This is a genomic window from Lactococcus hircilactis (genome assembly GCF_009601015.1).
Lineage (GTDB): Bacteria > Bacillota > Bacilli > Lactobacillales > Streptococcaceae > Lactococcus > Lactococcus hircilactis.
In genome coordinates this window covers 135,079-148,113 of record NZ_WITJ01000005.1, presented here as the reverse complement: position 1 = coordinate 148,113, position 13,035 = coordinate 135,079, and the positions used below count along the sequence as shown (strand labels likewise).

At 36.9% G+C, this 13,035-nt stretch carries 14 protein-coding genes; 7 read left to right on the top strand and 7 right to left on the bottom strand.

Annotated elements, in window-relative coordinates; all coding sequences use genetic code 11:
• Positions 1-47 precede the first annotated feature (47 nt).
• The gene (locus GHI93_RS12810; RefSeq protein WP_170272392.1) at positions 48-221 is read left to right on the top strand and encodes a hypothetical protein; all 174 of its coding nucleotides are present in this window, start codon (positions 48-50) and stop codon (positions 219-221) included.
• Here the strand turns inward: GHI93_RS12810 and GHI93_RS04875 are convergent, their stop codons facing one another.
• The 4 genes from GHI93_RS04875 to GHI93_RS04860 form a co-directional block, all read right to left on the bottom strand.
• Positions 222-887, bottom strand: a complete 666-nt coding sequence (locus tag GHI93_RS04875; RefSeq protein ID WP_153495966.1) for a hypothetical protein — start codon at positions 885-887, stop codon at positions 222-224.
• Between the two features lie 13 nt (positions 888-900).
• Positions 901-975, bottom strand: a complete 75-nt coding sequence (locus GHI93_RS13070) for a hypothetical protein (RefSeq protein WP_246177032.1) — start codon at positions 973-975, stop codon at positions 901-903.
• Positions 976-1,253: 278 nt separating this feature from the next.
• Positions 1,254-2,291, bottom strand: coding sequence for a tRNA preQ1(34) S-adenosylmethionine ribosyltransferase-isomerase QueA (queA, locus tag GHI93_RS04865; RefSeq protein ID WP_153495941.1), 1,038 nt, complete (start codon positions 2,289-2,291; stop codon positions 1,254-1,256).
• Between the two features lie 203 nt (positions 2,292-2,494).
• The gene (locus GHI93_RS04860) at positions 2,495-2,890 is read right to left on the bottom strand and encodes an ArsC/Spx/MgsR family protein (protein WP_153495940.1); all 396 of its coding nucleotides are present in this window, start codon (positions 2,888-2,890) and stop codon (positions 2,495-2,497) included.
• Between the two features lie 229 nt (positions 2,891-3,119).
• Here GHI93_RS04860 and GHI93_RS04855 point away from each other — a divergent pair, with 229 nt between their 5' ends.
• The 5 genes from GHI93_RS04855 (at position 3,120) to GHI93_RS04835 (ending at position 8,181) form a co-directional block, all read left to right on the top strand.
• On the top strand, positions 3,120-3,827 hold the full coding sequence (locus GHI93_RS04855) for a glucosamine-6-phosphate deaminase (RefSeq protein ID WP_153495939.1): 708 nt from the start codon (positions 3,120-3,122) through the stop codon (positions 3,825-3,827).
• A gap of 227 nt (positions 3,828-4,054) precedes the next feature.
• A complete protein-coding gene (locus GHI93_RS04850; protein ID WP_153495938.1) occupies positions 4,055-5,947 on the top strand; it encodes a site-specific DNA-methyltransferase in 1,893 nt (630 codons plus the stop codon).
• Positions 5,944-6,402, top strand: coding sequence for a TFIIB-type zinc ribbon-containing protein (locus GHI93_RS04845; RefSeq protein WP_211368879.1), 459 nt, complete (start codon positions 5,944-5,946; stop codon positions 6,400-6,402). Before GHI93_RS04850 ends, GHI93_RS04845 begins: the two co-directional genes overlap by 4 nt.
• Positions 6,389-7,174 (top strand): hypothetical protein, encoded by a 786-nt coding sequence (locus GHI93_RS04840; protein WP_211368878.1) that lies wholly within the window; start codon positions 6,389-6,391, stop codon positions 7,172-7,174. Before GHI93_RS04845 ends, GHI93_RS04840 begins: the two co-directional genes overlap by 14 nt.
• A 101-nt stretch (positions 7,175-7,275) precedes the next feature.
• The gene (locus tag GHI93_RS04835) at positions 7,276-8,181 is read left to right on the top strand and encodes a hypothetical protein (protein WP_170272391.1); all 906 of its coding nucleotides are present in this window, start codon (positions 7,276-7,278) and stop codon (positions 8,179-8,181) included.
• Between the two features lie 96 nt (positions 8,182-8,277).
• Here GHI93_RS04835 and GHI93_RS04830 read toward each other — a convergent pair whose 3' ends face one another.
• Both GHI93_RS04830 and GHI93_RS04825 read right to left on the bottom strand, forming a co-directional pair.
• Positions 8,278-8,466 carry a type II toxin-antitoxin system RelE/ParE family toxin gene (locus GHI93_RS04830; RefSeq protein ID WP_153495936.1) on the bottom strand — a complete coding sequence of 63 codons (189 nt, stop codon included), beginning with the start codon at positions 8,464-8,466 and terminating at the stop codon, positions 8,278-8,280.
• Complete coding sequence (locus tag GHI93_RS04825) at positions 8,453-8,809, bottom strand: type II toxin-antitoxin system RelB/DinJ family antitoxin (RefSeq protein WP_170272390.1); 357 nt, start codon at positions 8,807-8,809, stop codon at positions 8,453-8,455. Before GHI93_RS04825 ends, GHI93_RS04830 begins: the two co-directional genes overlap by 14 nt.
• 60 nt (positions 8,810-8,869) lie before the next feature.
• Here GHI93_RS04825 and GHI93_RS04820 point away from each other — a divergent pair, with 60 nt between their 5' ends.
• Positions 8,870-11,503 (top strand): DEAD/DEAH box helicase family protein, encoded by a 2,634-nt coding sequence (locus GHI93_RS04820; RefSeq protein ID WP_153495934.1) that lies wholly within the window; start codon positions 8,870-8,872, stop codon positions 11,501-11,503.
• Positions 11,504-11,798: 295 nt separating this feature from the next.
• Here GHI93_RS04820 and GHI93_RS04815 read toward each other — a convergent pair whose 3' ends face one another.
• On the bottom strand, positions 11,799-12,968 hold the full coding sequence (locus GHI93_RS04815; protein ID WP_153495933.1) for a hydroxymethylglutaryl-CoA synthase: 1,170 nt from the start codon (positions 12,966-12,968) through the stop codon (positions 11,799-11,801).
• Positions 12,969-13,035 lie beyond the last annotated feature (67 nt).

Sequence of the window (13,035 nt, the reverse complement as noted above, 5' to 3'; positions counted from 1 at the left end):
TGTGATTTAAAAGATAAATACAATTTTGTCATAATTAAGGAGGAGATATGGGGTTTAAGATCATTTCAAATCGGGATGAAGCGGGAAATTTTATTGCTTCTGCGGATTATTGGGACGATGCAAAAATTGATGCATTGTTAAAAAAGTATAATCCAAATGGAAAATTACGCTTGTCTTCTGTTGCGAAAAATGAAAAAAATGAAGAAAAAAAGGCTGAGTAATCAGTCTTTTTTGATGAGCGCTTGAAAAATTACGGTATTGACAGTGTTTGATTTTTGGGCTACTTGATAGAGGATACTGCGTTGAAGGGCTTGAATGGATAGGAGAGCGTTGTGATGCGGTAATTTTTTAAGGGCGGTCGATAAGAGCAAATTGGGATTGAAATCAATGTCGTCTGGAATCAAAGAAAGGCAAAGCGCGTGATCATAAAAGGTACGCGTTATTTTTCCATCTGCCACGTGATAACAGTAAGCAACGGGCCGTTTTTTTGATGGATGTGAAGGAGTGCTGCTGTTTTTTGTGGTATTGTCAGTACTGACAGCAGTAGAAAAAGGCGTAATTTGGCTATTGTCAGTACTGACAAATCCTGCGATAATAGCATTGTACGAGACTTTTTTTGAAAAGTGAACAGACTTATTTTGATATTTTTTTATACTTTCTAACAAAAGCATTTGAGCATCGTCAAAAGTGAGATGAGGCTGATAATAAAATTTTTTTCGGATGTCATTTGTAATTTTTTCATAACCAGTGCTTGCAATCACATATCCATTTTGACTGGTCTCAAATTTTTTAAAATGCGACGCTGTAATTTCATTATTTTTAGTAACTTGTCCGTCAGAGATGACAGAAATAAAACTGTCAGTAATGACAAGATTGACAAAACTCATGATGACCTCGTTTTTATGCGTGATATTTTTCATGCCACAAATTGAGCAAATCAAAAATTGGTTTAAGTGCAGTTCCTTTTCCTGTCAGCGTGTATTCGACTTGTGGGGGATTTGTAGGTAAAACTTTTCGTTTGGGCAGGCCTTTTTTTCAAAATCGTGAAGGCGCTGGGCAAGAATTGGATTCATCTCAGAAATCGCACGAAGTAAGCTTCCAGGATGCAAATTTACAGATGGAATGCGTATAAAAATCACAACTGCAAATTTCCCATTAAAAAGAGCAACACTCGCTTTGACATGAGATTCTGCAAATTTTTTTTAATCGATGTCTGCGGATAAAAAACAAAAATCCGCTCTTTTTGATCCTTTTTATTTTCTAGGTTTTACAAACATCGCATCTCCAAAACTAAAGAAGCGATAGCGTTCATCAACAGCATGATGATAAGCTTCAAGGACGAAATCACGTCCAGCAAATGCGGCAACAAGCATCACCAAGCTTGTTTCTGGAAGATGGAAATTGGTATTAAACGCATCTACAACTTTCCACTCATAGCCTGGCATGATGAAAATGTCTGTCCATCCACTGTCTGCTTTGATGTCGCCGTTAAATTTGGTTCCGATTGTTTCTAGTGTTCGAATCGACGTGGTTCCTGAAGCGATGATTTTATGTCCAGATGCTTTGACCTGTCGTAGCGTTTCAGCTGCTTCTTCACTCAAGCGATAAAACTCGGAGTGCAGGTGTTCTGAGGCAATCGCGTCATCAGTCAATGGTTTAAAGGTACCTAATCCAACGTGTAAGGTCACCTCGACAATATGTACGCCTTTTGCTTTGATTGCGTCAAGTAATTCTGGGCTGTAGTGTAAACCAGCGGTTGGAGCAGCAGCAGAACCTTGTTCCTTTGCGTAAACGGTTTGATAACGTTCTTGATCTTTGAGTTGCTCATGAATGTAAGGAGGAAGTGGCATTTCACCTAAACGCTCCAAAATTTCAAGAAAAATCCCGTCAAAATCAAATTGAACCACTCGAATGCCTTCTTCTTTTTCCTCAACGACCGTTGCAATTAAGCGTCCATCTCCAAAACTGACTTTTTCGCCCACTTTCATCTTACGTGCTGGTTTTGCAAGACATTCCCACGTTTTATTTCCTTTATCTTTGAGCAAAAGTAGCTCGACATGTCCATGTGTCTCAATGCGCTCACCGTGTAAGCGTGCAGGTAAAACACGTGTGTTGTTAAGGACAAGGGCATCTCCAGGTTCAAATTCTTCTAAAATATCAGAAAAATGTAAATCACGCATGGCATGCGTCAAAGGATCAATTTCAAGCATTCTTGATTGATCACGCTTTTCAAGAGGGGTTTGAGCAATAAGCTCTTCTGGAAGTTCATATTTAAAGTCATTAATATTCATTTCAAATGATTCTCTCATTTTGAGCAATGGGAGAATTCCTTTCTTTTCATCATTTCCTGCGAGATTTCTTAGAAAAAACACGGGCTTACTTGTTTTTTTAGAAATACGACAGTTTTTATTATAGCATATTTAAAAAAAGATAACGGATTTTCTTGATGATTTCATCAAAAAACTCCCTTGAAAAAATCAGAGGAGTTGGGTTCTTAATGTAAAAATTGTTGCCATTGAAGATCGCGTTTTATTCTGGGAATAAAGGTTCTGATTTCTTCATCATTATATCCAATGAGTAGCTTGTGTTCATCTGTGATGATTGGTGCTTTTATAGTTTCTGGATGTGCACGAATCAGCTCAAGAAGATCATCAAACGATGCGGATTCATCCATGTGTTTTCTTACTTGGTATCCTTTTGCCGAGGAATTTCCTCGATTTTGTGTGATGAGCTGGTTTACGCCTTGATCAGTCAATGATAAAATATGAATCAGATCTTCTTTTGATAAATCTTTGAGTTGAATTAATTGAAATGGGATGTCCAATTTTTTAAACCACTTGATTGCAGAACGGCAACTTCCAGAACCAGGTTTTACAAATACTTTTATCATACTTAATGCCCTTTCTAGTGGGAGAACTGGATTCACTTACTCCATTTTACTCCTATTATACCAAAGAAAGATAAATTAAACTTAAAAATGAGTTCTTTTTACTTCATTTTTTTCATTTTTTTTTAAAAAAAGAGTAAAATGTCTTGACAAGGTATTTTATTGTGCTATAATTAGAATATAGAAATTGATATATACCAATTAAAATCACATTCAAAGGAGAATGATCATTATGGAACTTATCATTGTTAAAAACCAACTTGAAGGCGGTAAAGCAGGATTGAAACTTTTAAGTCAAGCGATGCAAAATGGAGCAAAAACGCTTGGACTTGCGACAGGCTCAACGCCAGTTGAATTTTACAATCAGGTCGTCAATTCATCACTTGATTTTTCTGAGATGACTTCTGTGAACTTGGATGAATATGTTGGACTTGATGGTTCAAATGAGCAATCTTATCGCTACTTTATGAATAAGCATTTGTTTGATGAAAAACCGTTCAAAGAAAATTTTCTTCCAAATGGAAAGGCACTTGATCTTGATGCTGAGGTGAAAGCGTACGATCAAGTGATCGCAAATCACCCGATTGATTGGCAAATTCTTGGAATCGGACAAAATGGACACATTGGATTTAATGAGCCAGGAACAAAAGAAACGGTGACCACTCATGTGGTTGATTTGACTCCTTCGACGATTAAAGCCAATGCAAGATTTTTTGAAAATGAAGCAGAAGTACCAAAACAAGCAATTTCAATGGGACTTGCGACGATCATGAAAACAAAAGAAATTGTTTTGATGGCTTACGGAAAAGAAAAAGCGCAAGCACTTAAAGGCATGATTGAAGGAGAAGTGAGCATTGATTTGCCAGCATCACTGCTTAAAAAGCACCCTCACGTGACTGTCATTGCTGACGAAGCTGCAGCGAGTCTTTTAAACCAATAATGGAATGAAAAAATTTCTGTCAGCACTGACAGAACTCCCAGTCAAGCACAACATAAATACACAAGCTACGAAAAGCTGATTCCGATAATCCATCGGGGTCAGCTTTTTCAACAATGACTTTTGCCAATCGCTTGCGCAGTAAGTGATGAGATGTGATATAATGATATAGAAAAAATGATTACAAAATTAGGATAAAAAATAGTATAGTTACAAAAATTAGGAGACTTATGACCGTAGATTCAACAATCATTCAAGAAGTCAAAAAAGTTCTGAAAGGCTTTGGTGACACCTATCTGAAAGACACAGGCGCACTCAAGCGCTCAAAACTTATCGAAGATCTTGACAAGTACACGCCTATTCTCATGAAAGAGCTACTCGCAAGTCCGCTCATAGCAAAGACTTATACCGAAGCTATCGGCGACACCACGATTTTCAAGCTCAACCAGTTCATCGAAATGTTCACCTACAAAGCATACTGGGAGGACAGCTATACCAAGTATTCCAACAAGATTGGACTCACCGCTGGCGGCAAGTTTATCGACGAGACTGCTGATGTCGTCCTTGACTTTCCTTTCAAAGATACCGTTTTGAAAGCCGGCATGACGAAGGAAGACGACAAAAACGCCGACGAACCCTTTCTTAATGAAGTCATCGCCAAATCCGAGATTGACATGCTCCTTGAGCCGAAGATTTTTATCAATACCAGAAAATATGACACTGAAAATCCTGACGGCACGCCTGTCAGTAGCTTTTCTGATGACGATAATCTTATCATCAAAGGGAATAATTTGATTGCCCTGCATAGTATCAAGGAACGCTATGCTGGGAAAGTCAAGCTGATTTATATTGACCCACCTTATAACACGGGGAATGACAGCTTCAACTACAACGACAATTTCAACCACTCCGCTTGGCTAACTTTCGTTAAAAATCGTTTGGAAGTTGCTAAAGAACTACTGTCAGAAAATGGTTCAATTTTCGTAAGTTGTGATGATAACGAACAAGCCTATTTAAGAGTTCTAATGGATTCAGTATTTGGACGTGAAAATTTTTATACAACCATTATTTGGCGTAAACGTACGACCGCACCTAATGATAGACCAATAGGAAGAATGCACGAATATGTTCATGTTTATGCAAAAAATCAGAAATCTATTCAGCTTTATCTTCAGCCACGAAGTGAGGAATCAAAGGCAAAATATAAAAATCCTGATAATGATCCTAATGGTTCTTGGACATCTGCAGATTTAAGTGCAAATGGCAAGGGAAATAGATTTGTTGCTTCTTTAGTATTTCCAATTAAAAATGTGAAAACTGGCGAAGAATTTTTTCCAGCAGAAGGAAAATGTTGGTTATATAATGCTGAAAAGGTAGATCAGTATCTTTCTGAGGGAAGAATTGGTTTTAGAGAAAAAACAGGTACACCATTTTTGAAGCGTTATTTGTCAGAAGTACGTGATGGTGTGACTTTGCCGACAATCCTCAATGAGCACGGCTTTTCTTCAAATTCTTCTCAGGAGATAAAAAAATTATTTGGAGACGGACGATTTGAATATCCTAAACCAGAAAGATTATTGCAAACAATTATTCAAGCATCAACTAAAGAAAATGATATAGTTCTTGATTTCCACATGGGTTCCGCAACAACGCAAGCCGTCGCGATGAAAATGCACCGCCGTTTCATCGGCATTGAGCAGATGGACTACATCAATACCGTTTCCGTTGAGCGCCTCAAAAAAGTTATCGCTGGCGAACAGGGAGGTATTTCCAAAGCAGTCAACTGGCAAGGCGGCGGCAGCTTCATCTACACCGAACTTTTCGAGAAAAACCAAGGCTATCTCAAAGATATACTAGCATCAAAAGACAATCAAGCTCTTGAAGTTGTCTATGACCGTATGGTTGAAGGCACTGCTGAATTTGATTTTCGAGTTGACCTTGACACATTTAAAACCGACACGCAAGACATGAACTTCACCGACCGCAAAAAGCTCCTCCTCCAAATCATAGATAAAAATCAACTCTATTATCAATATTCAGAGATAGATGATACAGATGTTCGTGATTTGGTGAGTGATGAGGATTATGGATTTAATGATAAATTTTATGAGGGACAGTTGTGACTGATACAAACTTTGAAATAAAAATCCCGACAGATAATGATGGATACATATTGTTCAAATGTCCAAAATGTACAAACTACTTTAAAGTGAAACCGAGTGATGTAGAAGATGATGGAATTCTTCAAATATTTTGTCCAGCTTGTGGATTATCAAGTGAAAATTATCTTACTGATGATATCATTGAACTTGCACTTTCAAAGGTGGGAAATTACGCAAATAATTTGATATTTCAAGAAATGAAAAAGTGGGAACAAGAATTTTCAGGAAGTGGGTTGAGTTTTAAAGCTGGCAAAAAGCCAACAGAGGAATATGAAGTTCCTATACGTTCAACTATTGAAGCAATGAATGTTCGTCTTTATCAATGCTGTGCCAGAACTGCAAAAATAAAACCATTATTAGAAATGACGAGTAGCTATTGTCCGTTTTGTGGGGTAAAAGATTTTGGAACTGAATAAAAAAGAACTCAGAAAAATTATGTATGATTTTAATAGTATCTGTAATCGGCTAATAAAATCTGATTTTAATGACTACGAAAATAATTTGAAGAAGTTTATTTCTTTTCTAATGGGAAACGAACTAATTTATGAGTATATCAAAGATTGTGGCAGTCCTTCTTATGATGTTAAAACAGAAGTCGAAACTGTTCAGAATTTATATGATAGTATTTTTGAATTAGGTAATTCCAACGATGAAGAAGTAACTAATATTTTTCATCTGCTTAAATATTGTACGGAAAATGACATTAATTTCTCTCATGGAATTACATTTGGCTATTCAAATTCTAATAAATATCAAGACAAATTGGATAGTTTTAATGCTAGGGTAGTTATGGTGCTGATAACACATATTGAAATACATTTGACGAAGATAGGAATTGACATGGGAATTGATGAAACAATAAAATATAATATCACTGCAAACGGCGGACAAGTAAATGTAGCTGCTGATAGTTCCACCATTAATGCCACACAAAACAATGGAATTGATACGAAACTATTAGCAAAATTACTGGTAGAAGTACAGGAACTTGCTAAAAATTTAACAAGCGAAGAGCAAGAGGAAGTGCATGATTTTGTAGAAACTATTCAATTACTGCAGGAGCCAGAAAAACCAAAGAAGAGCCTAATAAGGACAGCTTTATTAGGACTAAAAGGGATTAAAGGCACAGTAGAATTTGGAGCAGCAGTAACTGCATTAGTTCAATTTTTGCAAACAGCATTAAAATGAAAAATCATAAAATAAAAATCGAAATATCATATTTGCCACTTATCCCAATAGCTTTTCTATTTTTAATGTTGTTAATTCTAAGAGTGTTACCAAGAGGAATCTTGACAACGAAGCTATTTCTTTTGGCAGAGTTAGTGATTCAAATTATCTTTTGTGTGAAAATATTTTTATGGCAAAAAAGATATAGAAAAGACAAAATTGGAGGAATAAGCAAAAAGGGGAAAGGAAAAAGAAAGAAAAGCTATACAGCACTTTTATGGGTAAATGGTTTTAGTATTTTATACTTACTGGGAAGCTTTGGTATAGGTACAAAGGGAGAAGCTGTAACTTCACTATATAATTTAGTATTCTCGTTTATGATATTATTATTTGGAAATATTATTATCTTAATGCTAAGTATGGATTCTCAATCAATTATAGAAGATTATAATGAATACAAAAAAGAAAAAAAAGAAAAAAAAGGCTCTCTTCGAGGCTATTTAAAATCTCGTCTTATCGTATTATCAATAAGTGTTGTACTGCTTTTTACAGTTATAGTTTTTCTTAACTTAAATGCTGCTGATGTAATGGGAGGGGCTATAGCTCTTTTGCTGGCTTTGAACTGGTATGATGATAAGTTGTATATAAATGATGGAAAAGCTGAGGATAGTATTGTTAGAATTAAACGACAATGGAACCTAATTAGATTAGGAATTGTCAGCTTTTCTTTTAGTTATTTGATATTTGAACATCTTAGAAAATTTTTTGAGACTGATACCAACAAAAATCAAATAATAAAATTTTTTACAAGCGTTTATAAACAATATTTTATTGAACAATGGACTATTAGTGGATTCATGTTTAATATGGTGGGTTTTATATTGCTATTAGCACTAATATTTTGCTTAGCAGGATTCGTATATATTGTACTTTATGAAAAACCAGTTGAAGAATATAGAAAGTCTATGGTGAACGGAGAAACTCTTAAAAATAAACAAAGCTCAGATAAGAAAAAATCAGGTACATGATACTACGGGTAAGATAACGCATAGTTTTTTATAACAAATTTTTTAAATCTTTAATAAAAAAAACTATCCGGAATTTACAGATAGTTCAAATTAGAGTTATTCTTTCTCATAAATGTTGGTGAGGAGATTGCCTGAGTCGGGAAAGGTTTCAAGCAAACGAATCGCTTGAGTAATTTCTCTGACTTTCTTTAAGGCAGCGCGCGGACTTTCAAGTTCATGAGCAATATAATCTTGAATGGCAAAAATTTGCTCTCGTGCTTCAGCATCAAAGTCAATCTTTATCATCTGCTTTGTACTCCGCGGTTGGCTCTACCACTTGAGCATGATGTGCTCGTGTGTCCAACATATTCTCTACTTCGTCTAGTGTGTAATACACAGCTGTCTCATTTTTCCGTCGCTCCTCAGCTGCTAAAAGTCGCTTTTCTAGCCATTGATATTCAGCCTCAAGTTGTTCAGGTGTGCGAAAATCGAGTGGAATACGGTCTTCTTCAACAGCGCGTTTCAAAAACATATTGATAGCTGTTGATAAATCCACCTGATTTTTTGCAAAAACAGCGGTTGCTTTTTCCTTCAATAGTTTATTGGTGCGAATGGCAATCCGATCATTTTTTTCAATCATATTTTCCATAATTATTCTCTCCAAAGTTTGTACTAACATTGTACACCATAACTACTAGAAAGTCAAACCATGCCACAAAAGAAAGTCATTACCAAAAAAATCGAACTTCCTCTTTTACAAGAAATAGAAGATTTCTACAAAGACATTTTCCGTCAAGAGGATCCGAGACGGTCTTTTGGCGTCCCTCAACTTCCTGAATACATCCGCTTAAACCTCAAACACGATTTGCGTGCTTATCAAGAAAGCAGTATCCGTAATTTGAACTATACACAAAACGACAGTAATGCCAATAGTCGGTTTAATCAGCTCCTTTTTCACATGGCGACGGGTTCGGGAAAGACGGATGTCATGGCAGCGCTCATGCTCTATATGTATTATGAAGCTGGGATGCAAAACTTCCTTTTTGTGGTAAATACGAATGCCGTTGTTGCAAAAACACGAGAAAATCTCATCAATAGCAGCTCGCCCAAATATCTTTTTTCGCAAAATCTGATGATTGAAGGAGAAAAACTAGAGATTCGTGAAGTCAGACGTTTTCCAAATCGTCCTGAAAAAGGTGTGCTTTATCTGCGCTTGACAACGGTGCAAACTTTGGCAAATGAGCTATCCTCTTATCGAGAAAATGGCTTGACTTATGAAGAACTTGCAGGACAAAAGCTCGTGATTTTAGCTGATGAGGCGCATCATTTCTCGGCAGGAACGAAGTCGGCTGGAGAGAAAAAAGACCGTGCGTGGGAAAATGTCCTTGATCATATCCGCCAGACCAATCCAGCTAATCGCCAGTTTGAATTTACCGCGACGATTGATCTGCAAAATGAAGCTATTCGCAACAAGTATGCGAATAAAATCGTGGCTCAATATGAGCTTTCACGCTTTGTACGAGATGGTTATTCTAAAAAAGTCCGTTATTTGCAGGCAAATGCAGATGATGAGCAGAAGATGCTCAATGCTGTGTTACTTTCACAATACAGAAAACATATCGCACGGGAGAATCACATCGCTGATTTTAAACCTGTTATCCTTTTTAAATCGAATAAGATTGATATTTCTAAAGCAACACGCGACCACTTTTTAGAATTGCTAGATGGATTAACAGTAGAAGCGTTAAGAAGCTTTATTGAGCAAAGTCAAAAGTCGACAAACTCAATCATTTTGAAGAAGGTTTATGGCTATTTCTCAGCTAAAAATCTTGCAGAACTCGTGGTTGAGCTACAAAGAGATTTTAATGCACTAAATACAATTAATGTCAATGATACCGCTTCTGATGGAATTTTGGGCGATTTGAATGACTTGAAAAATCTTAATTCACTAGAAGAAGCGGATAATCCTTTTCGGGTAATTTTTGCAGTAGCAAAACTCTCTGAAGGTTGGGACGTACTCAATCTTTATGATATTGTGCGGATTTCAAAAGGAGCTGAAAAAGCAACAACTAAAACAGCAACCAACTCGGAAGCCCAACTCGTAGGACGTGGTGCACGCTATTATCCTTTTGAATATGAGGGGGAAAAATCCTTTACGCGACGTTTTGATGCTTCTGATAGTGATTGTTCAGTCTTGGAATATTTGGATTATCATACGATTAATGAGCCAAAATACTTGGAAAATCTCCGTAAATCACTTGATGAGATGGACTTACCAGTGGAAGATGATTCAAGTTTTGAATTATTATCCACTAGCGTGAAAGAAAAGTTCAAGAAAACAAAGGTTTATCAATCTGGAAAACTTTATTACAATACCGTTGAAGATATTCCGACTCATGATTGGGATTCACTTGTAAAATACGGTGTGCGTGTGGCGGAACTTCCTGAGGTTGATTTATCATTAAGCGTCATTGAGGAGAATGCTGGCGTCATTTTAGGGGATGTACAAACCACGACGAAAATATTAAAACTCAATGCAGGCATATCTAAGCGCTTACTTAAAAAAGCGATGGCGCGTAATCCTTTTTACCGTTTTAATCGTCTGAGAGGCTATTTACCAAATTTAAAATCCATCCGAAGTTTTTTAGAAGATGGCGAATGGATGGGTGCGATTCCTGAGCTAAAAGTAACTTTGGCAGAGGGACAGACATTTACATCAGAGTTACAACTCAAAGCTGTGGAGCAGTATTTGGCTTATATTCAGCGTAGTATTTTAATGAATTACAAAAAACAGCGTGGGACAAATCATTTTATTGGTGTGCCTGTGCGTGAAATCGTTCAAGACTATGATAAAAAGTTCAGTGATCAAGTTTCTGGACAGGTTATTTCTCAAATCATTCGTGCAAAAGACATGAGAGGCAAGGACTGGTTCCCACATTTGGATGCCATTGTAGACGGACTTGAAGAGCGTTTAATTGATTTGATTGAAGGGTATGTGGAACAACTTCAGAAAAAATATGAGGATGTTTATCTGATTAGAAATGATGAACGTGGCAATGGTCTAAAACTTCACGAATTTGTGGTTGATGGGGGACATTATGCAGGGTTCATGCCTGACTTTGTGTTATATCTAGGTTCGTTTGGTGAGATTGTACAGGTCTATATCGAACCTAAAGGCGCGCAACTTTTAGAGCGAGATCAATGGAAAGAGGATTTACTTCAATCATTAAATACATCAGAAGTTCTGGTAGAAGACGACAATGTTCGCCTTCTGGGTGTCCGTTTTTATGTCAATGGGGATGCGCGTGGCGTCAGAGATGCCTTGAGAAATAAAGTGATGTAACCAAAAATTGCTAAATAAAATAGAGATTAAAAAAGTCAATTTTTTACCAGTAAGAAATGCTTTTTTATAGATTATAGGAGCTATTTCTTTTTATGATGTGGAAACGATAGAGCAAAATCAAAAAAAGCCGTGAATTGGAGTAAATACTTCTGGAAAATCGAATTTCTTAGAAGCTTTTTACACCGTAATTTTATTTTCTAAAAGAAAATAGTTCAATACAAAATAAAATGCCCCAAGAATAAGTGTTTTTAAACGCTGCTTATTCTTGGGGCATTTTAGTACTGACAGGATTTTTTTATTTTTGACGGTATAGGCGATGATTGGCTTTGATTTCGGAGATGGCATACGGGGTTTCATCTGAGAATGTTTCATTGTGATTGAGGTCAATTTTTTCTTCGAACATTTTTTCGTACGCACGGATTGATAGTTTTTCGCGCTGATGAAGCAATAATTCGTGTTCGTTTTTTTTGAGATGTTGATCAAAACCAGAGACGAGTTCGACCGAGTAAAATTCAGCGACCGCACCAGAACCGTATGAAAACAGTCCAATTTTATCTCCTGCTTTGAGCGTTTCAGAATTTTCAAGAAGAGAAATCAAGCTTAAATAAAGCGATCCTGTGTAGAGATTTCCTATACGACGATTGTAAGTAATCGCTCGTTCAAATTGTGTTAAAAGTCTTGTTTTTACGGATTCTGTTTCATTTTCTAGTTTTGGAAGCAATGCTTTTTTTCCCATTTTTGTATAAGGTGTGTGAAAGGCAAGTGCTGCAAAATCACTGAATTGAGACGCTGTACGCTTAGCGTATTCATCCCAAACGCGACTGAACGATTCAATATAGACCGCATTTGAAAATTGACCATCCACGCTCGGATAGGTTTGTCCTGTGGGACGCCAAAAATCATAGACGTCTTGTGTGAGCGTGAGTGCATCATCATTGACAAAAAGGATTTTAGGGTTTGAGCTGATAAGCATCGCAACCGCTCCCGCTCCTTGGGTGGGTTCTCCGCCAGAATTTAGGCCATATTTGGCAAGATCAGATGCAATCACGAGTGCTTTTCTTTCTGGATGCAAGCGAACATAATCCACCGCACTTGCAATTCCAGCAGTCGCGGCATAACATGCTTCTTTCATCTCAATCGAGCGTGCGAAGGGTTGAATACCCAATAAGCCATGCACAATCACTGCAGAAGCTTTCGATTCATCAATGCTTGATTCGGTCGCAACAATGACCAAATCAACTAAAGCTTTGTCTTGCTCATCTAAAATTTGATTGGCTGCTGATGCTGCAAAGGTCACGATGTCTTGAGTGACAGGGCTAACGGCCATTTCATCTTGACCAATTCCGATATGGAATTTGGCTTTATCGACGTGACGTGCTCGTGCAAGATCACTCATATCAACATAATAATGAGGAACAAAAAAAGATAATTTGTCAATCCCCACTTTTAATTCATTATTTTCCATAATCGTATTATAACATAGATTTTTTAAGAAGTTCGCGTTTGAATGTTACGCGCGAAAAGGAGAACGT